This window comes from Enterobacter sp. DC4 (assembly GCF_000568095.1).
GTDB lineage: Bacteria > Pseudomonadota > Gammaproteobacteria > Enterobacterales > Enterobacteriaceae > Enterobacter > Enterobacter pseudoroggenkampii.
In genome coordinates this window covers 134,420-157,854 of sequence record NZ_AZUB01000001.1, presented here as the reverse complement: position 1 = coordinate 157,854, position 23,435 = coordinate 134,420, and the positions used below count along the sequence as shown (strand labels likewise).

The window sequence follows — 23,435 nt, the reverse complement described above, 5'->3', positions numbered from 1 at the left end:
TGCGATGCGGGTCAAGCAGCGTTCCTTTTCTATAACTGCGCGTCATGCAAAACATTGCTTCCAGATGCTAAAACGACACGTTACAACGCTGGGTGGCTCGGGATTGCAGGGTGTTCCGGAGACCTGGCGGCAGTATAGGCCGTTCACAAAATCATTACAATTAACCTACATACAGTTTGTCGGGTTTTCTCTGGAACAGTGATCAGGGTCACGATAACAACATCTTTTTAATTTTTAATCATCTGATTTGACAAATGTTAAACAATATTGTTACAAACGTCATCAGAAAAGGCATATAATGCGCAAAAGTTATGAGGTCTCACTTTCACCTGACAAATAGTTATGTAACAGTGTGATGGTATTGACCGAAGTTATCAGGACAGTTATTAGTGATATACAGGTTTGAATAATTCGGACTGCAAAAACGCTGATTTGCTGTTGTTTCACTGATATTTCATTCGTTTACCTGCAAGGCGCCATAGCTCTGTACCCTGGTTTGTCCTCGTGAGCTGAGCGGTAAGCCAAATAACAATCTGGTAACGGTGATTTACAGCTGAAAGCAAATCCGGTGAAGCGCAGTCTTAAGCATAAGGCGCTAAGGAGACCGTAAATGGCTGATACAAAGGCAACGCTCACCCTAAATGGTGACACTGCTATTGAACTGGATGTGCTAAAAGGCACGCTCGGTCAGGATGTTATTGATATCCGTACGCTGGGTTCTAAAGGTGTGTTCACCTTTGACCCTGGATTTACCTCTACCGCATCTTGCGAATCCAAAATCACCTACATTGACGGTGACGAAGGTATCCTGCTCCATCGCGGCTTCCCCATCGATCAGTTAGCCACCGAATCCAACTATCTGGAAGTGTGCTACATCCTGCTGAACGGCGAAAAACCGACGCAGGCCCAGTACGATGAATTCAAAACCACCGTGACCCGTCACACCATGATCCATGAGCAGATTACCCGTCTGTTCCATGCGTTCCGTCGTGACTCTCACCCTATGGCGGTGATGTGCGGGATTACCGGTGCGCTGGCGGCGTTCTACCACGACTCCCTTGACGTGAATAACCCGCGTCACCGTGATATCGCGGCGTTCCGCCTGCTGTCCAAAATGCCTACCATGGCGGCGATGTGCTACAAATACTCCATCGGCCAGCCGTTTGTGTATCCGCGCAACGACCTCTCCTACGCGGGTAACTTCCTGCGCATGATGTTCTCCACGCCGTGCGAAGAGTACGAAGTGAACCCGGTACTGGAACGTGCGATGGACCGTATTCTGATCCTGCACGCTGACCACGAACAGAACGCCTCTACCTCTACCGTCCGTACCGCGGGCTCTTCAGGCGCGAACCCGTTCGCCTGTATCGCTGCGGGCATCGCCTCCCTGTGGGGACCGGCACACGGTGGCGCGAACGAAGCGGCACTGAAGATGCTGGAAGAGATCAGCACCGTTGAGCACATTCCTGAGTTCGTGCGTCGTGCGAAAGACAAGAATGACTCCTTCCGCCTGATGGGCTTCGGTCACCGTGTTTACAAAAACTACGACCCGCGCGCCACCGTCATGCGTGAGACCTGCCACGAAGTGCTGAAAGAGCTGGGTACCAAAGATGACCTGCTGGAAGTAGCGATGGAGCTGGAACACATCGCGCTGAACGACCCGTACTTCATCGAGAAGAAACTCTACCCGAACGTCGATTTCTACTCTGGCATTATTCTGAAAGCGATGGGCATTCCGTCTTCCATGTTCACCGTCATCTTCGCCATGGCCCGTACCGTAGGCTGGATTGCGCACTGGAACGAAATGCACAGCGAAGGCATGAAAATTGCCCGTCCTCGTCAGCTGTATACCGGCTACGAGCAGCGTGATTTTAAGTCTGATATTAAGCGCTAAAAGACAAGCCCGGTGGCGCTCACGCTTACCGGGCCTACAAGTGCGAAACGTAGGCCGGGTAAGGCGTAGCCGCCACCCGGCTTTTTTACATCTGGCACCCGGGACACCAGTAAAACGGTCGTGAAGAGAGAGTGGTTCTCTCAATAATGCCACCACACCTTTCGCATTTCTTTCCCGCCCGATGAAACACCTTGAACCGGAACAGCGCCCCGTGATGCTTGTTCTCATCCACCACGCCGCGCGTGTTGTACGACAGCCGCGGAATATCCAGCAGCGCGTGGGATAACGCCTCCAGCTGTTCATCATTCAGCTGAGACGCTTTGTGCTGCGGCGCCAGCCCGACTTCCCAGAGGATCTCCACCCGCAGGTAGTTGCCGAGCCCGGCCAGAAACGCCTGGTCAAGGAACAGACCGGAAAACTGCCGGTTACGGAATTTAGGTGATAACAGCCGGGCCTTCACATCGCTCGCCGTCAGGCGCATGTCCAGCACGTCCGGCCCGACCCGCTGCAGAAACGGGTGCGTCAGCAGCTGCTCCGGCGTTAACATTTCGATATCCGACGCGCTGTAAAGCAGGATCGCTTTATCCGCCGTTTGCAGCCTGACGCGCAGCACACGGGTGGTTTGCGGCTGCTCGTCCGCCTCCACCACGCGCCAGACGCCGTAAAGCTGGTTATGGCTATATAACGTCAGGTTATGGGAAAAATGCGTGAGCAACGCTTTGCCGCGCGTTTCAATATGGGTCACCGTCTGCCCCACCAGCTGTGATTCAAACGGTTTTAGCTGAGGAAAAGCAAACCAGACATGCGTCAACGGTTTGCCCTTTATCGCCGCCTCCAGGCTATCCGCCGCGCGGCGGATCTCCGGACCTTCTGGCATGTTATTGTCCTTTCATGATTATTCTGCGCTGACCAGAATGCCCTCTTCAGAGAACGCCGCCCGCAAGCGGCGCGCGAACTGGAGCGCATGCTCGCCGTCGCCGTGTAAACACACCGTATCAGCCTGAACGTTTGCCTGTGTGCCATCCACGGCGGTCACCCGCCCGGCGCGCACCATCTCCAGCGTCTGCGCCAGCGCTTTAGCTTCGTCGGTAATCAGCGCCCCGGCCTGGGTACGTGGAACCAGGCTGCCGTCCGGCAGGTATCCCCGGTCGGCAAACACTTCCTGACGGGTGGTCAGGCCCAGCCGCTGTCCGGCACGAATAAGCTCGCTACCCGCAAGGCCTACCAGAATCAGCTGCGGATTACAGTCCCGCACCGCGCGGGCAATCGCCTCCGCCAGCGCCGGATCTTTCGCCGCCTGGTTATAGAGCATGCCGTGCGGCTTCACGTGGCGCATGACACCGTTCTCAGCGCGTACCATCGCCTCCAGCGCGCCGATCTGGTAGAGCACCTGAGCGTAGACCGTATCCGGCGGCAGATCCATCGCCGTGCGGCCAAAGTTTTCCCGGTCAGGGAAGCTCGGATGAGCGCCAATCGCGACGCCGTTTTTGATGGCATTACGCACGCTCTCCAGCATGGTTTGCGCATCGCCCGCGTGAAAGCCACAGGCGATGTTGACTGAGGTGACAAGCGTCATCAGCGCCGCATCGGCGCTGCTGCCCTCGCCCAGATCGGCATTCAAATCAATCTTTACCATCAAGCCTCCACGCCAGCTGTTCGAGATAACGCTGCTGATCCTGCCGCGCCTTCAGCGCCTCTTCCAGTGAACACTGCACGAAGTGAATCGGCTGGCCGAGAGGAATTTGCGCCAGATGGTAGCGATCGGCTTCAATGATGCAGGCAATTCGCGGGTAACCGCCGGTCGTCTGCGCGTCGTTCATTAACACGATCGGTTGCCCGTTGCCTGGAACCTGAATGACCCCCGGCAATAAACCGTGGGAGAGCAGTTCCCGGTCAGTCGTGCGGGTCAGCGGTTGCCCCTGAAGACGGTAGCCCATGCGGTTACTCTGCGGGCTAAGCTTCCACGGCGAGCGCCAGAAGGACTCTTTGGAAGCCTCGTCAAACTCATGATATTCCGGCCCCGGTAAGGCGCGGATCTGGTTTCCCCACAGCAGCTGTTTTACGCCCTGCGCGGTCGAGAAATGGCGTGCCGAGGGCTTGATTGCCAGCCGATCGCCGTCGCGCAGCAAACGCCCTTCATGACCGCCGATCCCGGCTTTCTGATCGGTACTGGATGAGCCCAGCACCTCAGGCACGTCGATGCCGCCCGCCACCGCGAGATAGCTACGTACACCGTGCAAAGGACGCTTTAAGGTCAGACGCTGTCCGGCTTTCGCCCGCAGCCGCCAGCCGGTCCACACCGCTTTACCATCCAGCGTCGCGTCACACCCTGCGCCGGTTAAGGCAAACCAGGTCTCCTGACTAAACTCAATGACGCACTGGCCGAGCGTAATTTCGAGCGCGGCCGTATTACCGGGGTTGCCCACCAGCACGTTAGCAATCTCCAGCGCAGGCCTGTCCAGCGCGCCACAATAGCTCACGCCAGACTGGCGCATACCAAAGCGGCCCGCATCCTGTACGGAGGTATAAAGCCCGGCGCGAATAAGCGTTAACATACCCCCTCCTTCTGCGGGATAAAGCGAAGGGTATCGCCGGGACGCAGGAGTATTGGCGTCTCCAGCCCCGGGTCAAATAACGGTGTGGCGGTATGCCCAATAAGCTGCCAGCCGCCGGGCGATGTCAGCGGATAAACGCCGGTCTGCTCGCCGCCGATAGCCACCGTCCCCGCCGGTACGCTCAGGCGCGGTTCGGCACGACGTGGCGTATGCAGCTGAGGGGCTAATCCCCCCAGATACGGGAATCCGGGCTGAAACCCCAGGAACCAGACCACGTAGTCAACCGAGCTGTGCAGCTCAACAACCTGCTTTGCTGTTAAACCACAGTGGTCTGCCACCACGTCGAGATCCGGTCCCCCCGTGCCGCCATACACGACCGGGATCTCGATGGCACGCGATTCCGGCTCCAGCGCCTCACTCTCTTCCCACCAGCGCTGCAAACGTTCGATGGCATCCAGCGCCAGCGTATGCGGGCTACGCAGCACCACGGTGATGTTATTCATCCCCGGAATGGCTTCAACCACTTCCGGCAGATCGACCAGACGCTGGGTTAGCCGCCAGATACGTTTTTGCGTGGCAAGGGTCACCGGCGGCTCGAGCTCCAGAACCACTGCCGTTTCTCCCAGAAGATAACAACGCGCTCGCTGCACTCAGGCACCTCTCATCAGGCCGGGTTAGGGATATCAATAAAGGTCACATCCAGATCGGTGTTTTCCGTCAGCCACTCGCTGAGGGCGCGAATGCCGCCGCGCTCGGTGGCATGATGGCCTGCCGCGTAAAAATGCAGCCCCTGCTCACGCGCCGAATGAATCGTCTGCTCGGACACCTCGCCGGTGATAAAAGCATCGACACCAAAACGCGCGGCGCTGTCGATAAAGCCCTGCCCGCCACCGGTACACCAGGCCACACGCTTGACCGTATCCGGGCCGGTATCACCGCTCCATAGCGGACGACGCCCCAGGCGCGCTTCAATCCACGAGGCCAGCTCCAGCCCCGGAACCGGCATCGCCAGTTCGCCCCACGGCACCAGCGGCTCAATCTCCCCCATCACGGTAATGCCCAGTAGCTGCGCCAGCTGGACGTTGTTGCCGAGCTCCGGGTGCGCATCCAGCGGCAGGTGGTAACCGTACAGGTTAATGTCATTTGCCAGCAGCGTTTTCAGGCGGTTGCGCTTCATGCCGCGAATAATCGGCGATTCGTTTTTCCAGAAGTAACCGTGATGGACAATCACCGCATCAGCGTTCTGACGGACCGCCTCGTCCAGCAGCGCCTGGCTTGCCGTGACGCCGGTGATAATTTTTTGCACCGTCTCACGCCCCTCAACCTGGAGCCCGTTCGGGCCGTAATCGCTGAAGGAGGCGCTGTTCAGTTTTTCGTTAATCAGGCGTTCCAGTTCGCTGTTTTTCATCATCACTCTCTTATGCTTTGCGGGCCGCTTCGTACGCAGCCAGCGTGGCGACACGCGCCTGTTTATGATCGACAATCGGACGGGGATAATTCAGTTTTACACGCTGTTTATCCGCCCATGCCCACGGTTCGTGGATCGCTTTAGCCGGTATCTCTTTAAGTTCAGGGACCCAGCGGCGGATAAACTCGCCGTCCTCATCAAATTTTTGTCCCTGAGTGGTTGGATTAAAAATCCGGAAATAGGGAGCCGCATCGGTGCCCGTTGAGGCTGCCCACTGCCAGCCGCCGTTATTCGCGGCAAGATCGCCATCGATCAGCTGAGAGATAAAATAGCGCTCTCCGATACGCCAGTCGATAAGCAGATCCTTCACCAGAAAGCTGGCGGTAATCATTCTCAGGCGGTTGTGCATCCACCCCGTCTCATTGAGCTGACGCATCGCGGCATCGACTATCGGATAGCCCGTCAGCCCTTTTTGCCAGGCCTGTAAAAGTGCCTCGTCGTGCTGCCATTTTACGTTGTCGGTCCAGGGAATGAACGGACGATGCTTACAGAGATCGGGATGATACGTCATCAGATGGCGATAAAACTCACGCCAGATCAGTTCATTCAGCCAGACGGACCCAGCGCCGCCCTCCAGCGCCTGCGGCTGCTCCGCCAGCAGACGATGTAAACACTGGCGAGGAGAGATCGCGCCCAGCGCCAGACAGGCCGACAGGCGGCTGGTGCCCTCGATGGCGGGAAAATCCCGACGCGCGTCGTAGTTGGCCGCATCCTGTTTGCAGAACTGGCGCAGTTGGGCGATAGCCGCTTTCTCATCGGCGGGGAACAGCGCTTTATCAAACGGCTGCTGAGGATAATCGAACGTCAGTTCAGGCAGGTCCTTTATGGCTTCGCCCCTCGCGGCAGGCGCAGCAACGCACTCCGGCAGCGACTCTTTCAGACGCTTGATAAAGGCATTTTTAAACGGAGTGAAAACTTTATACATCTCACGGTTGCCGGTCATCACGCTGCCCGGCGCCAGCATCACGCTGTCATCAAACCCTTCACAGACCACATCTTCCAGTATCTTCTCCAGCTGACGGTCGCGCTGCTGCTCGTTGAATTCGTACTGATAGTTGTAAAAAAGATGCGTGACGTTGTGCTGCTTACAGGTCTCCTGCACCGTCTGCAGCTGTGCGGCAAAATCACTTACCTCTTTATAAATCAGCGGTATGCCTTTTCCGGCAAGCGAATGCTGCAGTTCGGTCAGATACGCCCGCAGCAAGGCCGCCTGGCGTGGCGCCATATCATGCTGCCGCCACTGCTCGGGCGTAGCCACAAACAGAGCCAGTACGTTAGCGTCTTTGGCGCGGCAGGCCGCCGCGAGGGCGATGTTGTCATGTACGCGAAGATCCGCGCGAAACCAAACCAGATGGGTGGGCATAAAACTCCAGGCAAATATCCATTATGTCCGTAAGGGCATGCCGTTAAAGGAAAAAGCATGCATTGAACTACTTTGCCATGAAGTGTAGACGGGATGAAATAAAAAAGGCCGTGCGAGATGGCAGAAAGGGACGCTGCATAGTAGTTGGCCCTCGCATAAAAGGTAATCAACTAAAATGATTTTTGAGAATCTATTTAGGGATTTGCCGTTTGATTACTTAAGGATCCGAGATATTCTCGTAAGCCTCTGACGAGGGCTTGAAAACCACCCAACGGACCGCGAATCCCGAGGGACAAAAAAACCGCCACATTGCTGTTGGCGGTTTTTTTATTGCTGTGTGTAGTCTTAGTAGAAGTCGCAGGTCGCTTTCTCGGCCTGATCCATCCACACCGGCTTCTCGCTGGTTTTCGCCCAGACGCGGTGCAGATAGCTATAAAAACGTGCACGATCTTTCCAGAACAACATCACCGGCAGAGCCAGCACGCCAGCCACTACGGCGAAAGCGCGGCGCATGAACACGATATGAGCCGGATACTCTTTATAAAGATCCATATTTTTCTCCCCTATAGTTGGCCGGAAACGTCATCCGGAAAATTCAAAATCTGTGACCTGGCTAAAATAATATCGCTTTGTTTGTAATTTTACTACTCATCCGACCACTTATTTTCGTCCGTTTAGCAAAAATTTACACTCACACCGTAATTTAGTTACAAAAAAGTTAACGATTTACTTATCAATAGTTAAATTGTGGGCTTTGCCATTTTTATACTTTTTTTACACCCGCCCTTCTCATTTTTGCGAAATCTTTGCGCCATAAATCCTACCGTTAGCACAACAACAAAAGTCACCCGGAGGTGGATTGTGAGTGCAGGTCTTATTGCCGGCATCGTGCTGGTGTTCCTGTTATTGGGTTATCTGGTTTATGCCCTGATTAATGCGGAGGCATTCTGATGGCTGCTCAGGCGTTTTTGCTTATTGCCAGTTTCTTAGTGGTGTTGTTCGTCCTGGCAAGGCCACTGGGCTCGGGGCTGGCACGGCTGATCAATAACGTTCCCCTGCCCGGCACGGGAAGCGTTGAAAAAGGGATCTGGCGCGTACTGGGTATAGACGATCGGGAGATGAACTGGCGTGACTATCTGATTGCCATTCTGCTGCTGAACATTGTCGGGCTCATTGCGCTTTTTGCCATGCTGATGTTGCAGGGTATCCTGCCGCTGAATCCGCAACAATTACCGGGCCTGTCCTGGCATCTTGCGCTGAACACGGCAGTCAGTTTTGTCACCAACACCAACTGGCAGTCCTATTCCGGTGAAACCACGCTCAGCTACTTCAGCCAGATGGTCGGATTAACCGTGCAGAACTTCCTCTCTGCCGCGAGCGGTATTGCGGTGATCTTCGCGCTGACGCGTGCGTTTGCACGTCAGAAAGTAAGTACGTTAGGTAACGCATGGGTAGACCTGACGCGCATTACACTGTGGATCCTGCTGCCGATTGCGCTGCTGATCGCGCTGTTCTTCATTCAGCAGGGCAGCCTGCAAAACCTGCTGCCTTATGCACCTTATACCTCGCTGGAAGGCGCAAAACAGCTCCTGCCGATGGGGCCAGTGGCGTCGCAGGAAGCCATCAAAATGCTCGGGACGAACGGTGGCGGCTTCTTCAACGCCAACTCCTCGCATCCGTTTGAAAACCCTACCGCCCTGACCAATTTTGTGCAGATGCTGGCGATTTTCCTGATCCCCGCCGCGCTCTGCTTTGCCTTTGGCGACGTAGTCAACGATCGCCGTCAGGGGCGCACCCTGCTCTGGACCATGTCGCTTATCTTCGTGGTCTGTGTTGCACTGGTGATGTGGGCCGAATGGCAGGGTAATCCGCACTTCCTGACACTGGGTGCCGACAGCGCAATCAATATGGAAGGTAAAGAGAGCCGCTTCGGCATTCTGGCCAGCAGCCTGTATGCGGTGATCACCACGGCTGCCTCGTGCGGGGCGGTCAACGCCATGCACGATTCCTTTACGGCGCTGGGTGGCATGATCCCGATGTGGCTGATGCAGATTGGCGAGGTGGTGTTTGGCGGCGTAGGCTCTGGTCTTTACGGCATGCTGCTGTTCGTGCTGCTGGCGGTGTTTATTGCCGGTCTGATGATTGGCCGCACCCCGGAATACCTCGGTAAAAAAATCGACGTCCGCGAGATGAAATTAACCGCGCTGGCGATTCTGGTCACCCCGGCGCTTGTGCTGCTCGGCACCGCGCTGGCGCTGATGACTGAAGCCGGACGCAGCGGCATCTTTAACCCTGGCATTCACGGTTTCAGTGAAGTGCTGTATGCCGTCTCCTCTGCCGCCAACAACAACGGCAGCGCCTTTGCAGGCTTAAGCGCCAACTCACCGTTCTGGAACTGCCTGCTGGCGTTCTGCATGTTCGTGGGTCGTTTCGGGATCATCGTGCCGGTTATGGCGATAGCCGGATCGCTGGTGAACAAAAAAATCCAACCGACCACCACCGGGACGTTACCGACCCACGGCGCGCTGTTTATCGGCCTGCTGACGGGCACCGTGTTACTGGTCGGCGCCCTGACCTTTATCCCCGCCCTCGCGTTAGGCCCGGTCGCGGAATACCTCTCTTTACGCTGATTTTGCGGAGAAATTGACATGAGTCGTAAACAACTGGCCCTGTTCGAACCGTCATTAGTTCGTCAGGCGCTCATGGATGCGGTGAAAAAGCTGAGCCCGCGCGTGCAGTGGCACAACCCGGTGATGTTTATTGTCTGGGCGGGAAGCGTCCTGACCACCGGCCTGGCGATTGCCATGGGAACGGGCCACATGCCGGGGAATGCGATGTTTACCGGTGCCATCAGCCTGTGGCTGTGGTTTACCGTGCTGTTCGCCAATTTTGCGGAAGCGCTGGCGGAAGGCCGGAGTAAAGCCCAGGCCAACAGCCTGAAAGGGGTGAAAAAAACCGCCTTCGCGCGCAAGCTACGTGAACCGAAATACGGCGCGCAGATGGACCACGTTCCGGCGGATGAACTGCGTAAAGGCGATGTGGTGCTGGTGGAAGCCGGTGATATCATCCCTTGCGACGGCGAAGTCATTGAAGGGGGCGCATCGGTGGATGAAAGCGCCATCACCGGCGAATCCGCGCCGGTGATCCGTGAGTCCGGCGGTGATTTCGCCTCCGTGACGGGCGGGACGCGTATTCTCTCCGACTGGCTGGTGATCCAGTGCAGCGTTAACCCGGGTGAAACCTTCCTCGACCGGATGATCGCCATGGTGGAAGGCGCCCAGCGCCGTAAAACGCCAAACGAAATTGCCCTGACCATCCTGCTGGTGGCCTTGACCATTGTCTTCCTGCTGGCAACCGCGACGCTGTGGCCATTCTCTGCCTATGGCGGTACCGCGGTCACCGTCACGGTACTGGTGGCGCTGCTGGTTTGTCTGATCCCAACGACCATTGGCGGCCTGCTGTCGGCCATCGGCGTGGCCGGCATGAGCCGTATGCTCGGTGCCAACGTTATCGCCACCAGCGGGCGTGCGGTGGAAGCCGCCGGTGACGTGGACGTCTTGCTGCTGGATAAAACCGGGACCATCACCCTCGGTAACCGTCAGGCGTCAGATTTCTTACCCGCCCCGGGCGTGGATGAAAAAACGCTGGCGGATGCCGCACAGCTCTCTTCGCTTGCCGATGAAACCCCGGAAGGCCGCAGTATCGTGATCCTCGCCAAGCAGCGCTTTAACCTGCGCCAGCGCGACGTTCAGAGCCTGCACGCCACGTTCGTGCCCTTTACGGCGCAAACCCGCATGAGCGGCATTAACATTCAGGATCGCATGATCCGTAAAGGCTCGGTTGACGCCATCCGCCGCCACATCGAGGCTAACAACGGTCACTTCCCGCCGGAAGTGGACAGCCTGGTCGAAAGCGTGGCCCGTCAGGGGGCGACGCCGCTGGTGGTGGCCGAAGGGGCCCATGTGCTGGGGGTAATTGCGCTGAAGGATATCGTCAAAGGCGGCATCAAGGAGCGCTTTGCCCAACTGCGTAAGATGGGGATCAAAACGGTAATGATCACCGGGGATAACCGTCTTACCGCCGCGGCGATTGCCGCCGAAGCGGGCGTGGATGATTTCCTTTCCGAAGCCACACCGGAAGCCAAGCTGGCACTGATTCGTCAGTATCAGGCGGAAGGCCGTCTGGTGGCGATGACGGGGGACGGTACCAACGATGCCCCTGCCCTGGCGCAGGCCGACGTGGCGGTGGCAATGAACTCCGGTACCCAGGCGGCAAAAGAGGCGGGCAATATGGTCGACCTCGACTCTAACCCGACCAAGCTGATCGAAGTGGTACACATCGGCAAGCAGATGCTGATGACGCGCGGGTCGCTGACCACGTTCAGTATCGCCAACGACGTGGCGAAGTATTTCGCCATCATTCCGGCCGCGTTTGCCGCGACCTATCCGCAGTTAAACGCCCTGAACGTGATGCACCTGCACTCTCCGGCCTCGGCCATTCTGAGCGCAGTCATCTTTAACGCCCTGATTATTGTCTTCCTGATCCCGCTGGCGCTGAAGGGCGTGAGCTACAAGCCGCTCACGGCGGCCGCCATGCTGCGCCGTAACCTGTGGATTTACGGCCTGGGCGGGCTGGTGGTGCCCTTCGTCGGTATCAAGGTTATCGACCTGCTGTTGACGCTGTTCGGCCTGGTTTAAAAGGTGAATCAAATGACCATGTTACGTCCCGCTATACTTCTGTTTATTCTGCTGTCTCTCATTACCGGCGGGCTGTACCCGCTGGTGACTACCGCGCTGGGCCAGTGGTGGTTTAAGGATCAGGCTAACGGCTCGCTGATACTGCAAAACGGTGAAAACCGCGGTTCTCGCCTGATTGGTCAGAACTTTACGGATGCCCGCTACTTCCAGGGACGCCCTTCCGCCACTGCCGAAAGCCCGTATAATCCGATGGCATCCGGCGGCAGCAACCTGGCGGGCAGCAACCCGGAGCTGGACAAAGCCGTCGCTGAGCGCGTGGCAGCCCTGCGCGCCGCGAATCCGCAGGCCAGCCGTGACGTTCCCGTGGAGCTGGTGACCGCCTCGGCCAGCGGGCTGGACTACAGCCTGACGCCAGCAGCCGTGGCATGGCAGATCCCGCGCGTCGCCGCCGCCCGCCAGCTAACCGTCGAACAGGTGAGCCAGCTGGTTGCAGAGCACACGCAAAAGCCGCTGGTCAGCTTCATCGGCATGCCCGTGGTAAATATTGTTGAGCTGAATCTGGCGCTGGACGCGCTAAGGAAAAACTAAATGACCGACGAGCCCATGCGCCCGGATCCGGACAGGCTGCTTGAACAGACGGCTGAAGCCCATCGTGGCAAACTGAAAATTTTCTTCGGCGCCTGCGCGGGCGTCGGGAAAACCTTCGCCATGCTGACGGAAGCCCAGCGGCTTCGGGCGCAGGGGCTCGATATTTTGATCGGCGTGGTTGAAACCCACGGACGTAAAGAGACGGCATCGCTGCTGAAGGGGCTGGCTACCCAACCGCCCCGCCGCATCAGCCATCGCGGTCGGTTAGTCACCGAATTCGATCTCGATGCCGCCCTCGCCCGCCGTCCCGCCCTTATCCTGATGGACGAACTGGCGCACAGCAATGCGCCAGGCTCACGCCACCCAAAACGCTGGCAGGATGTTGAAGAGCTACTTGAAGCCGGCATCGATGTGTTCACCACGGTTAACGTTCAGCATCTTGAAAGCCTGAACGACGTGGTCAGCGGCGTGACCGGCATTCAGGTGCGCGAGACGGTGCCCGACCCCTTCTTTGATTCCGCGGACGAGGTGGTGCTGGTCGACCTGCCCCCCGATGATTTGCGCCAGCGCCTGCACGAAGGCAAAGTCTATATCGCCGGCCAGGCCGAGCGCGCCATCGAACATTTCTTCCGTAAAGGCAACCTGATAGCCCTGCGCGAGCTGGCCCTGCGCCGAACCGCCGACCGGGTGGACGATCAGATGCGCGCCTGGCGCGACCTGCAGGGCCAGGAACGCGTCTGGCACACGCGGGATGCTATCCTGCTGTGTGTCGGCCACGGCAGCGGCAACGAAAAACTTGTCCGCACCGCCGCGCGCCTGGCGGCCAAATTTGGCAGCGTCTGGCATGCAGTGTATGTCGAAACGCCGCAGCTGCACGCGCTGCCCGAAAACCAGCGTCGCGCGATCCTGAGTTCGCTGCGCCTGGCGCAGGAACTGGGTGCCGAAACCGCCACCCTTTCCGATCCGCAGGAAGATAAAGCTATTCTGCGCTACGCGCGCGAGCACAACCTGGGGAAAATCGTCATTGGCCGTCGCCAGCATCGCCGCTGGTTTAGCCGCGAATCCTTTGCCGACAAGCTGGCTCGTCGTGCGCCGGATCTGGATCTGGTGATCGTGGCGCTGGATGACAAACCTACCCCCTTACCGAATCGCGCGCCGGACAGCCGCACCTTCAGCGATAAATGGCGCATCCAGCTTCGCGGCTGTCTTGTCGCCGTCGTGCTCTGCGCCCTGATTACCGTCATTGCCAGCCAGTGGCTGATTGCGTTTGATGCCGCCAACCTGGTGATGATCTACCTTCTTGGCGTGGTGGTGGTGGCGCTCTTTTACGGGCGCTGGCCGTCGGTACTGGCGACGGTTGTCAACGTCATCAGCTTCGATCTGTTCTTTATTGCTCCCCGCGGGACGCTCGCCGTCTCAGACGTGCAGTACATCCTTACCTTCGCCGTGATGCTCACCGTCGGGCTGGTGATCGGGAATCTGACGGCGGGTGTGCGCTACCAGGCGCGCATCGCCCGCTATCGCGAACAGCGTACGCGCCATCTCTACGAGATGTCGAAATCGCTGGCGGTGGGCCGTACGCCGCTGGATATCGTGCAGACCAGCGAGCAATTTATTCGCTCGACGTTTCATGCCAGCAACCTGATTTTACTCCCGGATGAACACGGTAAGCTGCGCCCGCTGACCTCGGCCACCGGCATGACGCCCTGGGACGAAGCCATCGCGCGCTGGAGCTTTGACAAAGGCTTACCGGCGGGCGCAGGGACCGACACCCTCCCCGGCGTGCCCTATCAAATTCTGCCGCTGCGCAGTGCCGATAAAAATCAGGGGCTGGTCATCGTAGAGCCTTCCAACCTGCGCCAGCTGATGATCCCCGAACAGCAGCGTTTACTGGAGACGTTTACGCTGCTGGTTGCCAGCGCGCTGGAACGACTGGCCCTCACCGCCAGCGAGGAACAGGCCCGTCTGGCGAGCGAGCGTGAAAGCATTCGTAACTCGCTGCTGGCGGCGCTCTCGCACGATCTGCGGACCCCGCTTACCGTCCTGTTTGGTCAGTCAGAAATTCTGACGCTGGACCTGGCGGCGGAAGGCTCTAAACACGCCCTTCAGGCCAGCGAGATCCGCCAGCATGTGCTGAATACCACGCGCCTGGTGAATAACCTGCTCGATATGGCGCGTATCCAGTCAGGCGGTTTTAACCTCAAAAAAGAGTGGCTCACGCTGGAAGAGGTGGTGGGCAGCGCCCTGAAAATGCTCGAACCCGGCCTGGGTGGGAGACATATCGCGCTGAACATGCCCGAGCCTCTGACGTTAATTCACGTCGACGGTCCGCTGTTTGAGCGGGTGCTGATCAACCTGCTGGAGAACGCCGGCAAATATGCGGGCTCCAGCGCCCGGATTGGGGTGGATGCGACGGTGGACGATGGTACGCTTCGTCTTGACGTCTGGGATACCGGCCCCGGCATCCCAGCCGGGCAGGAGCTGGCTATTTTCGAAAAATTCGCACGCGGCAATAAGGAGTCGGCCATTCCAGGCGTCGGGCTGGGGCTGGCGATTTGCCAGGCGATCATTGACGTCCATGGCGGGACCATTTCCGCAGAGAATCGTCCGGAAGGCGGCGCGCGGTTTTGTGTTACACTTCCTCTGGAAACCCCGCCAGAACTTAATGAATTACCAGAGGATTTGTGATCAACGTTCTGATTGTTGAAGATGAGATCGCCATTAGCCGTTTTCTGCGCGCTGCGCTGGAAGGAGACGGTCTGCGCGTTCATGATGCGGGTACGCTTCAGCGGGGTTTAATTGAAGCCGCTACCCGCAAGCCGGACCTGGTGATCCTCGATCTTGGCCTACCGGACGGTGACGGCATCGATTTTATCCGGGAAGTCCGTCAGTGGAGCCAGATGCCGATCCTCGTGCTCTCCGCCCGTACTGAAGAGACGGATAAAATCGCGGCGCTGGATGCCGGGGCGGATGACTATCTGATTAAACCTTTTGGGATCGGCGAACTACAGGCCCGCCTTCGCGTGGCGCTGCGTCGCCACAGCGCAACCACGCCTGCTGACCCAACCTACACGTTTGGGGATATCCGGGTTGACCTGGCCGCGCGGCGCATTGTGCGCGGCGATGAGGAGATTCACCTCACGCCGATAGAATTTCGCCTGCTCGCCGTACTGCTCAACAACCACGGTAAGGTTCTCACCCAACGCCAGCTGTTAAGTCAGGTGTGGGGACCCAACGCTGTGGAACATAGTCATTATTTACGCATATATATGGGACATCTTCGTCAGAAACTCGAAGTCGACCCCGCTCGCCCTCGCCATCTATTAACTGAAACCGGTATCGGTTATCGGTTTATGCTTTGAATAACTATTCATTTTATTTCTAAATAAAACTAAATCCCTCAGAAAATATTTCACAAATAACCCATACGTTATTTTTACGGGTTATTTTTGCTCATTTAAAACATTGATAACACAACCCATTAACGCATCATCAACAAATCAGAATTTTGATCTGCGATATTCATCTAAAACGAATATTTATTTCTGATTTGATCGATTATCGGTGATCTACCTCACGGTTAATCGCCTTTTCCTGGATAAAATGACCATGCTTTCAATTACTGAAAGGAAAATGAATCATGGAAAACAACAATCGCTTAATGCCCCATATAAGGCGGACAACACATATCATGATGTTTGCCCACCGAAACTGCTTTGACTTTCATCTCTTTAATGCCCGGTAGTCCTTCGACTTCTGGCGCACTCGCTTACAGGTCATCCTGAAACATCTTATTTTACAGGCTTTTGCCTGTGAACCCGTGCGCTCATTCATCTTGATTCAGACTCATCCGCACCGGGCGGACTGAATTTCAATCATCAAAAAAGCAATTCACTGATTTAAATCAGCGGCCACCCTTTGCTTTTTTTCCGGAAAATTATCGATTTCTTTCTTGCAAGAAATCGAGGGACGTTTATTACCTAAAATAAAGAGAGAAAGATGAAAAGTTTAAAAATCGCAGCCAGCCGTGCCTGTCCGGATTGCTTTACCACCCAGCGTGAACTGGTGGATGTCCGCGCTTCTGATTATATTGATGTTGCCGCCATTGTTCTGGCGGTCACGGATATTGCCAGCGGTATCCTGGACGAAATAGAAGCCACCGGTTTTGGCATTCCTGTTTTTGTCGCGACGCATAAAGAAGAGATCATTCCGGCAGACTATTTATCGCGCATTCATGGCGTATTTGAGTATTCAGACACCAGCAACGACTTTTATGGACGCCAGCTGGAAGCAGCGGCCCTGAAGTACGAAACCCAACTGCGCCCGCCGTTTTTCCGCGCCCTGGTCGACTACGTGAAGCAGGGCAACAGCGCGTTTGACTGCCCGGGGCATCAGGGCGGCCAGTTCTTCCGCCGCCATCCAGCCGGTAATCAGTTCGTTGATTTCTTTGGCGAGACGCTTTTCCGCTCCGATCTGTGCAACGCCGACGTGGCAATGGGCGATCTGCTGATCCACGAAGGCGCGCCGTGCATTGCGCAGCAACATGCGGCGAAGGTCTTTAATGCCGATAAGACCTACTTCGTGCTGAACGGCACCTCGTCATCCAACAAAGTGGTGCTTAACGCCCTGCTCACCCCGGGCGACCTGGTACTCTTCGACCGTAACAACCACAAATCTAACCATCACGGTGCCCTCCTCCAGGCAGGCGCAACGCCGGTCTATCTCGAAACCGCGCGTAACCCGTACGGCTTCATTGGTGGCATTGACGCCCACTGCTTTGAAGAGAGTTATCTACGAGAGCTGGTGGCAGAGGTGGCGCCGGGCCGTGCACGCGATGCGCGTCCGTTCCGTCTGGCGGTGATCCAACTGGGTACCTACGATGGCACTATCTATAACGCCCGTCAGGTGGTGGATAAGATTGGGCACCTGTGTGATTACATCCTGTTTGACTCGGCCTGGGTGGGTTACGAGCAGTTTATTCCGATGATGGCCGACTGCTCGCCGCTGCTGCTGGAGCTGAACGAAAACGATCCGGGGATTTTGGTTACCCAGTCCGTGCATAAACAGCAGGCCGGCTTCTCGCAGACCTCGCAAATCCATAAGAAAGACAGCCATATCAAAGGGCAACAGCGCTATGTCCCGCATAAGCGGCTGAATAATGCCTTTATGATGCATGCCTCCACCAGCCCGTTTTATCCGCTGTTCGCTGCGCTGGACATTAACGCCCGTATGCATGAAGGCCAGAGCGGCCGCAACATGTGGATGGACTGCGTGGTGAACGGTATCGAAGCGCGCAAGCTGATCCTGGAGAACTGCCAGTATCTGCGTCCCTTCGTGCCGGAGACGGTGGATGGCCGACCGTGGGAAAGCTGGGACACGGCGGAGATTGCAACCGATCTGCGCTTCTTCCACTTCGTACCGGGTGAAAACTGGCACGCTTTTGAAGGCTACGCAGAGCATCAGTATTTTATCGACCCATGCAAGCTCCTGCTGACCACGCCGGGCATTAACGCCCGCACTGGGGAGTATGACGACTTCGGCGTGCCCGCCACTATCCTTGCCAACTTCCTGCGTGAAAACGGCATCGTGCCGGAAAAATGCGATCTCAACTCGATCCTGTTCCTGCTCACGCCTGCGGAAGATATGGGCAAACTGCAGCAGCTGGTGGCGCAGCTGGTGCGCTTCGAAAAACTGCTCGAGAGCGATGTTCCGCTGAAAGAGGTCCTGCCTTCTCTCTACAAACAGCATCCGGAACGTTACGCGGATTACACCCTGCGCCAGATCTGCCAGGAAATGCATGACCTGTACGCCCGCCACAACGTGAAACAACTGCAGAAAGAGATGTTCCGCAAGTCTCACTTCCCACGCGTGATGATGAACCCGCAGGACGCGAACTACGCCTATCTGCGCGGTGAAGTTGAGCTGGTCTCCCTGCGCGACGCGGAAGGCCGCATCGCCGCTGAAGGCGCACTTCCTTATCCGCCGGGGGTGCTGTGTGTTGTCCCAGGGGAAGTCTGGGGCGGTTCCGTGCTGCGCTACTTTGCCGCCCTGGAAGAAGGCATCAACCTTCTGCCGGGCTTCGCGCCGGAGCTGCAGGGCGTGTACGTCGAGGAGTGTGAGGGCCGCAAACAGGTTCGCTGCAATGTCATCAAACAACCCGCCGCTCAGCCCGCGCTGCTGAAAGGAGAGAAATTATGAGTAAGTCCAATAAGATGGGCGTGGTGCAGCTGACCATCCTCACCATGGTGAACATGATGGGCTCCGGGATTATCATGCTGCCCACCAAGCTTGCAGAGGTGGGTACCATCTCTATCATCTCCTGGCTGGTGACGGCAGTCGGTTCAATGGCACTGGCGTGGGCGTTCGCCAAATGCGGGATGTTCAGCCGTAAGTCAGGCGGGATGGGGGGCTATGCCGAATACGCTTTTGGCAAGTCGGGCAACTTTATGGCCAACTACACCTACGGCGTGTCGCTGCTGATCGCCAACGTGGCGATTGCCATCTCCGCGGTGGGTTACGGTACGGAGCTGTTCGGCGCGACGCTCAGCCCGGTACAAATTGGGCTGGCGACCATCGGGGTCCTGTGGATCTGCACCGTGGCTAACTTTGGCGGCGCGCGTATCACCGGACAGCTCTCCAGCATCACCGTCTGGGGCGTGATTATCCCGGTTGTCGGCCTGTGCATCATCGGCTGGTTCTGGTTCAGCCCGACGCTGTACGCCAACTCCTGGAACCCGCACCATGTGCCGTTCTTTACCGCTGTGGGCTCTTCTATCGCTATGACGCTCTGGGCTTTCCTGGGGCTGGAATCCGCCTGCGCGAACGCGGAAGTGGTGGAGAATCCTGAAAAGAACGTGCCGATTGCGGTCCTTGGCGGAACGCTGGGCGCGGCGGTGATCTATATCGTCTCGACTAACGTCATTGCGGGCATCGTACCGAATATGGATCTGGCTAACTCCACGGCGCCGTTCGGGCTGGCCTTCGCGCAGATGTTCACTCCGGAAGTCGGGAAAGTGATCATGGGTCTGATGGTGATGTCCTGCTGCGGTTCACTCCTTGGGTGGCAGTTCACCATCGCACAGGTGTTTAAATCCTCCGCTGATGAAGGTTACTTCCCAAAAATCTTCTCCCGCGTGACCAAAGCGGATGCGCCGGTGCAGGGCATGCTGGCGATTGTTATCTTCCAGAGCGGATTGTCGCTGATGACCATTAGCCCGTCGCTGAACAGCCAGTTCAACGTGCTGGTCAACCTGGCGGTCGTGACAAATATCATTCCGTATATTCTGTCGATGGCGGCGCTGGTGATTATTCAGAAAGTCGCGAAGGTGGATCCACGCAAGGCGCGCGCGGCCAATATCGTGGCGCTGATTGGGGCAATCTACAGCTTCTATGCGCTCTACTCATCCGGTGAGGAAGCGATGCTGTATGGCGCGATGGTGACCTTTATGGGCTGGACGCTGTACGGTCTGGTGTCACCTCGGTTTGAATTGAAGAATAAGCACAGTTAGGTAAAAGCAAAACGGCAACCCAAGGGTTGCCGTTTTGATTGTTTTCTCCCTCTCCCTGTGGGAGAGGGCCGGGGTGAGGGCATCAGCCCGCACCCAAACCGCACTTACGCGTTTTTCAGCACTTCGCTGACAATCTCTACCGCTTCTTTCTCAATCTGCTGACGGTGCTCAGCGCCGAGGAAGCTTTCGCAATAGATTTTATACGCATCTTCCGTACCGGATGGACGCGCGGCGAACCAGCCGTTTTCGGTCATCACTTTCAGCCCACCAATGGAGGCACCGTTGCCCGGTGCCGCCGTCAGACGCGCGGTGATCGGGTCACCTGCCAGGGTGCTTGCGCTGACCATCTCCGGAGAGAGTTTGGACAGAGCCGCTTTCTGAGCTGACGTCGCGCTGGCCTGAATACGGTTATAGCTTGGTGCACCAAAGCGTGCCGCCAGATCATTGTAATGTTCCTGCGGGTTTTTACCGGTGACCGCGGTGATTTCCGCCGCCAGCAGGCACATGATGATGCCGTCTTTATCGGTTGACCATGGCGTGCCGTCGAAACGCAGGAAAGAGGCCCCCGCGCTCTCTTCACCACCGAAACCAAAGCTGCCGTCGTGCAAACCGTCAACGAACCATTTGAAGCCCACCGGCACTTCCACCAGCTTGCGGCCCAGCGCCTCGACCACGCGGTCGATCATCGCCGAGGAAACCAGCGTTTTACCGACGGCCACCTCTTTGCCCCACTGCGGACGGTGCTGGAACAGGTAGTTGATCGCCACAGCCAGATAGTGGTTCGGGTTCATCAGCCCGGCAGGGGTGACAATACCGTGACGGTCATAATCCGGGTCGTTAGCAAACGCCAGATCGAATTTATCACGCAGCGCCAGCAGGCCCGCCATTGCGCACTCGGAAGAGCAGTCCATACGGATCGCGCCGTCTTTATCCAGGTGCATAAAACGGAAGGTCTGATCGACGTGATCGTTCACGATGGTCAGATCCAGCTTGTAGTGCTCGGCGATACGCTTCCAGTATTCGATACCGGAGCCGCCCAGCGGATCCACGCCCAGCTTCAAGCCGGCTTTCTGAATGGCCGCCATATCGACGATATCCGCCAGCCCTTCCACGAACGGCTGAACCAGATCCTGCTCTTTTACGTGGCCGGACGCCATGGCCGCATCCAGAGAGATGCGCTTCACGCCTTTCAGACCGTCGGCCAGCAAGGCGTTCGCACGATCTTCAACCACTTTGGTGACGTTGGTGTCGGCCGGGCCACCGTTAGGCGGGTTGTATTTGATGCCACCGTCTTCCGGCGGGTTGTGGGATGGCGTGATAACGATACCGTCAGCCAGCGCGCCACCTTTTTTGTTGTGTACCAGGATGGCGTTAGAGACCGCAGGCGTTGGGGTGAAGCCATTGTTCTCCTGAACAATGACATCGACGCCGTTTGCAGCCAGCACTTCCACAACAGAGATGAACGCCGGTTCAGACAGGGCATGGGTATCTTTCCCCACGTAGCACGGACCGGTAACGCCGTTTTTAGCGCGCTCTTCCGCAATGGCCTGAGCAATGGCCAGAATGTGCGGTTCGTTAAAGCTGTGGCGCGCCGCGCTGCCGCGGTGACCAGATGTACCAAACTTCACTGCGTGTTCTGCGTTGCCCACGACCGGCTTCAGCACGTAATACTGCGCGGTCAGCTGAGCGACGTTAATCAAATCGCTTTGTTGTGCAGGTTGGCCTGCACGGCTGTGATTTGCCATTACCGGGTCCTTCTGATGCAAGGGTTAAATTGTACCGCAAACCTTTTCAATCAATTCCGCCGGGAACTGCATGGACTGCATGATGTGTTCAATCATGCTGCACTTGCGGCCCGTATTGGTATTGGTGATCACCCAGTACGGGGTGCCAGGAACATGTTTGGGTTTGGTTTGATTGCCATTTTGCAGCAGCGTCTGCTCGTCGCCCGCGAAGTAGACGCGAGTACGACCGTGCAGCGACTCGGTCGCTTCAGCAAACGCTTTGTTATCCAGTGAATAAAGTGTAGACAGCACCAGCATAAAGCGGTTAACCGCCTTTTTCTGTTCCGCATATTCATCGGAGAGCAGCAGCTCGCGCATCGCGCGCACTTTATCTTTTGCCGGCGTCACGGCAGGTTTTGCTTGTGCAACAACGCTTGGCTGAGACACGACATCTTTGGTGACTGGGGTAGCAGGCTGTGAAGCGGCGGAAATTTTAAGCATGCGCCGTAAAATGTCGGACGCGCTCTCCCCGATATGCCGCGTCTGGCTGGCAATATACTGATAGAGTTCGTCATCAACTTCGATTGTTTTCATCTTAATCCAGTGCGATATCTTATCTGAATACAAGTCATTGGGATTATAAGGTCAAATCCCAACAGCGGATAGCGTCAAACCAGGTTGGCAGCAAAAGTCAGATTAAACTGGAACCTTGCAGCCGGGCGGCAGAATGGTCAACATGATACCCTAACCTGACATACGTAAAAAAAGAACTTTGCCATGAAATTGAATACCCGAGCGCAAACTGCACAATCGCCGAACAATAATTCTCCCATCGTACTGGTTCACGGGCTTTTTGGCAGCCTGGATAACCTGGGCGTGCTGGCACGCGATCTGGTTACCGACCACGATATTTTACAGGTCGATATGCGCAATCACGGTCTTTCCGGGCGTTCGGACGAGATGACCTACGCGGCGATGGCGCAGGATCTGCTGGATACGCTGGACGCACATAGCCTGCAGAAGGTAACGCTGATCGGGCATTCAATGGGTGGTAAAGCGGTAATGGCCCTGACGGCACTGGCCCCGGACCGTATTAACGGCCTGGTGGTAATTGACGTCGCGCCCGTGGATTATGACGTCCGTCGTCACGACGAGATTTTTGCCGCCATTAATGCGGTCACAGAAGCGGGTGTCGCGACACGCCAACAGGCGGCTACCGTCATGCGTGAGCATCTTGATGAAGAAGGCGTCGTGCAGTTCCTGCTGAAGTCGTTTGTTGACGGGCAATGGCGTTTTAACGTGCCGGTGCTCTGGGACCAGTACAACAACATCGTGGGCTGGCAAACCGTGCCTGCCTGGCCGCACCCTACCCTCTTTATTCGCGGCGGAAACTCGCCTTACGTAACCGACGCATACCGCGACACGCTGCTGGCCCAATTCCCGCAGGCTCGCGCCCACGTTATTGCCGGTGCCGGGCACTGGGTGCATGCGGAAAAACCTGACGCCGTGCTGCGCGCCATTCGCCGCTATCTTGCTGATACTGCAAATTGATTAAAAAGAGAGCGACTGGAAGGCTGCAGGCGTCCAGTCGTTGGCGTGCCGTTTTTGGTGATGTATGATGGCGCGCTTATCGCCCGG

General features: G+C 56.9%; 20 protein-coding genes. 11 read left to right on the top strand and 9 right to left on the bottom strand.

Features of this window, described 5'->3' with window-relative positions:
• Positions 1 to 610 precede the first annotated feature (610 nt).
• On the top strand, positions 611 to 1,894 hold the full coding sequence (locus P349_RS23220; protein WP_023334930.1) for a citrate synthase: 1,284 nt from the start codon (positions 611 to 613) through the stop codon (positions 1,892 to 1,894).
• 85 nt (positions 1,895 to 1,979) lie between these two features.
• On the opposite strand, the gene nei is transcribed toward P349_RS23220, so the two are convergent.
• The 7 genes from nei to P349_RS23255 form a co-directional block, all read right to left on the bottom strand.
• Positions 1,980 to 2,771 carry an endonuclease VIII gene (gene nei / locus P349_RS23225; protein WP_032649518.1) on the bottom strand — a complete coding sequence of 264 codons (792 nt, stop codon included), beginning with the start codon at positions 2,769 to 2,771 and terminating at the stop codon, positions 1,980 to 1,982.
• A gap of 18 nt (positions 2,772 to 2,789) precedes the next feature.
• Complete coding sequence (pxpA, locus tag P349_RS23230; RefSeq protein ID WP_032649520.1) at positions 2,790 to 3,530, bottom strand: 5-oxoprolinase subunit PxpA; 741 nt, start codon at positions 3,528 to 3,530, stop codon at positions 2,790 to 2,792.
• Positions 3,517 to 4,449 (bottom strand): 5-oxoprolinase subunit PxpC, encoded by a 933-nt coding sequence (pxpC, locus tag P349_RS23235; RefSeq protein ID WP_024908804.1) that lies wholly within the window; start codon positions 4,447 to 4,449, stop codon positions 3,517 to 3,519. Before pxpC ends, pxpA begins: the two co-directional genes overlap by 14 nt.
• Positions 4,443 to 5,099, bottom strand: coding sequence for a 5-oxoprolinase subunit PxpB (gene pxpB, locus P349_RS23240; RefSeq protein ID WP_032649521.1), 657 nt, complete (start codon positions 5,097 to 5,099; stop codon positions 4,443 to 4,445). Before pxpB ends, pxpC begins: the two co-directional genes overlap by 7 nt.
• Before the next feature lie 14 nt (positions 5,100 to 5,113).
• On the bottom strand, positions 5,114 to 5,857 hold the full coding sequence (locus P349_RS23245; protein ID WP_024908806.1) for a type 2 GTP cyclohydrolase I: 744 nt from the start codon (positions 5,855 to 5,857) through the stop codon (positions 5,114 to 5,116).
• Positions 5,858 to 5,867: 10 nt separating this feature from the next.
• Positions 5,868 to 7,280 (bottom strand): deoxyribodipyrimidine photo-lyase, encoded by a 1,413-nt coding sequence (gene phrB / locus P349_RS23250; RefSeq protein ID WP_032649524.1) that lies wholly within the window; start codon positions 7,278 to 7,280, stop codon positions 5,868 to 5,870.
• Positions 7,281 to 7,625: 345 nt separating this feature from the next.
• The gene (locus P349_RS23255) at positions 7,626 to 7,832 is read right to left on the bottom strand and encodes a YbfA family protein (RefSeq protein WP_013097552.1); all 207 of its coding nucleotides are present in this window, start codon (positions 7,830 to 7,832) and stop codon (positions 7,626 to 7,628) included.
• 309 nt (positions 7,833 to 8,141) lie between these two features.
• Between P349_RS23255 and kdpF the strand changes: the two genes are divergently transcribed.
• The 9 genes from kdpF to potE all read left to right on the top strand — a co-directional run bounded on the left by kdpF (position 8,142) and on the right by potE (position 20,073).
• On the top strand, positions 8,142 to 8,231 hold the full coding sequence (gene kdpF, locus P349_RS25080; protein WP_014069365.1) for a K(+)-transporting ATPase subunit F: 90 nt from the start codon (positions 8,142 to 8,144) through the stop codon (positions 8,229 to 8,231).
• Entirely contained in the window at positions 8,231 to 9,910 is a 1,680-nt protein-coding gene (kdpA, locus tag P349_RS23260) for a potassium-transporting ATPase subunit KdpA (RefSeq protein WP_032649525.1), read from the top strand. Before kdpF ends, kdpA begins: the two co-directional genes overlap by 1 nt.
• Positions 9,911 to 9,928: 18 nt before the next feature.
• Positions 9,929 to 11,977 (top strand): potassium-transporting ATPase subunit KdpB, encoded by a 2,049-nt coding sequence (gene kdpB, locus P349_RS23265; RefSeq protein ID WP_024908809.1) that lies wholly within the window; start codon positions 9,929 to 9,931, stop codon positions 11,975 to 11,977.
• Positions 11,978 to 11,989: 12 nt separating this feature from the next.
• Entirely contained in the window at positions 11,990 to 12,565 is a 576-nt protein-coding gene (gene kdpC / locus P349_RS23270) for a potassium-transporting ATPase subunit KdpC (RefSeq protein ID WP_021241023.1), read from the top strand.
• On the top strand, positions 12,566 to 15,253 hold the full coding sequence (kdpD, locus tag P349_RS23275) for a two-component system sensor histidine kinase KdpD (RefSeq protein ID WP_032649527.1): 2,688 nt from the start codon (positions 12,566 to 12,568) through the stop codon (positions 15,251 to 15,253).
• The gene (gene kdpE / locus P349_RS23280) at positions 15,250 to 15,927 is read left to right on the top strand and encodes a two-component system response regulator KdpE (protein ID WP_024908812.1); all 678 of its coding nucleotides are present in this window, start codon (positions 15,250 to 15,252) and stop codon (positions 15,925 to 15,927) included. Before kdpD ends, kdpE begins: the two co-directional genes overlap by 4 nt.
• Before the next feature lie 278 nt (positions 15,928 to 16,205).
• Positions 16,206 to 16,310 carry a leader peptide SpeFL gene (speFL, locus tag P349_RS25920; protein WP_003858645.1) on the top strand — a complete coding sequence of 35 codons (105 nt, stop codon included), beginning with the start codon at positions 16,206 to 16,208 and terminating at the stop codon, positions 16,308 to 16,310.
• A 254-nt stretch (positions 16,311 to 16,564) separates the two neighbouring features.
• A complete protein-coding gene (gene speF, locus P349_RS23285) occupies positions 16,565 to 18,763 on the top strand; it encodes an ornithine decarboxylase SpeF (protein WP_032649529.1) in 2,199 nt (732 codons plus the stop codon).
• The gene (gene potE, locus P349_RS23290) at positions 18,760 to 20,073 is read left to right on the top strand and encodes a putrescine-ornithine antiporter (protein WP_032649532.1); all 1,314 of its coding nucleotides are present in this window, start codon (positions 18,760 to 18,762) and stop codon (positions 20,071 to 20,073) included. Before speF ends, potE begins: the two co-directional genes overlap by 4 nt.
• Positions 20,074 to 20,177: 104 nt before the next feature.
• On the opposite strand, the gene pgm is transcribed toward potE, so the two are convergent.
• Both pgm and seqA read right to left on the bottom strand, forming a co-directional pair.
• Entirely contained in the window at positions 20,178 to 21,818 is a 1,641-nt protein-coding gene (gene pgm, locus P349_RS23295) for a phosphoglucomutase (alpha-D-glucose-1,6-bisphosphate-dependent) (RefSeq protein ID WP_032649535.1), read from the bottom strand.
• A gap of 24 nt (positions 21,819 to 21,842) precedes the next feature.
• Positions 21,843 to 22,391, bottom strand: coding sequence for a replication initiation negative regulator SeqA (gene seqA, locus P349_RS23300; RefSeq protein WP_008501070.1), 549 nt, complete (start codon positions 22,389 to 22,391; stop codon positions 21,843 to 21,845).
• Positions 22,392 to 22,574: 183 nt separating this feature from the next.
• On the opposite strand from seqA, the gene ybfF reads away from it, so the two are divergent.
• Positions 22,575 to 23,348, top strand: coding sequence for an esterase (gene ybfF / locus P349_RS23305; protein WP_032649537.1), 774 nt, complete (start codon positions 22,575 to 22,577; stop codon positions 23,346 to 23,348).
• Positions 23,349 to 23,435: the final 87 nt, after the last annotated feature.

Bases quoted from the DNA above. Each gene is read 5' to 3' on its own strand.
- P349_RS23220 (WP_023334930.1), top strand. From the start codon at position 611: ATGGCTGATACAAAGGCAACGCTCACCCTAAATGGTGACACTGCTATT.
- nei (WP_032649518.1), bottom strand. From the start codon at position 2,771: ATGCCAGAAGGTCCGGAGATCCGCCGCGCGGCGGATAGCCTGGAGGCG.
- pxpA (WP_032649520.1), bottom strand. From the start codon at position 3,530: ATGGTAAAGATTGATTTGAATGCCGATCTGGGCGAGGGCAGCAGCGCC.
- pxpC (WP_024908804.1), bottom strand. From the start codon at position 4,449: ATGTTAACGCTTATTCGCGCCGGGCTTTATACCTCCGTACAGGATGCG.
- P349_RS23245 (WP_024908806.1), bottom strand. From the start codon at position 5,857: ATGAAAAACAGCGAACTGGAACGCCTGATTAACGAAAAACTGAACAGC.
- phrB (WP_032649524.1), bottom strand. From the start codon at position 7,280: ATGCCCACCCATCTGGTTTGGTTTCGCGCGGATCTTCGCGTACATGAC.
- P349_RS23255 (WP_013097552.1), bottom strand. From the start codon at position 7,832: ATGGATCTTTATAAAGAGTATCCGGCTCATATCGTGTTCATGCGCCGC.
- kdpA (WP_032649525.1), top strand. From the start codon at position 8,231: ATGGCTGCTCAGGCGTTTTTGCTTATTGCCAGTTTCTTAGTGGTGTTG.
- kdpB (WP_024908809.1), top strand. From the start codon at position 9,929: ATGAGTCGTAAACAACTGGCCCTGTTCGAACCGTCATTAGTTCGTCAG.
- kdpC (WP_021241023.1), top strand. From the start codon at position 11,990: ATGACCATGTTACGTCCCGCTATACTTCTGTTTATTCTGCTGTCTCTC.
- kdpD (WP_032649527.1), top strand. From the start codon at position 12,566: ATGACCGACGAGCCCATGCGCCCGGATCCGGACAGGCTGCTTGAACAG.
- speFL (WP_003858645.1), top strand. From the start codon at position 16,206: ATGGAAAACAACAATCGCTTAATGCCCCATATAAGGCGGACAACACAT.
- speF (WP_032649529.1), top strand. From the start codon at position 16,565: ATGAAAAGTTTAAAAATCGCAGCCAGCCGTGCCTGTCCGGATTGCTTT.
- potE (WP_032649532.1), top strand. From the start codon at position 18,760: ATGAGTAAGTCCAATAAGATGGGCGTGGTGCAGCTGACCATCCTCACC.
- pgm (WP_032649535.1), bottom strand. From the start codon at position 21,818: ATGGCAAATCACAGCCGTGCAGGCCAACCTGCACAACAAAGCGATTTG.
- seqA (WP_008501070.1), bottom strand. From the start codon at position 22,391: ATGAAAACAATCGAAGTTGATGACGAACTCTATCAGTATATTGCCAGC.
- ybfF (WP_032649537.1), top strand. From the start codon at position 22,575: ATGAAATTGAATACCCGAGCGCAAACTGCACAATCGCCGAACAATAAT.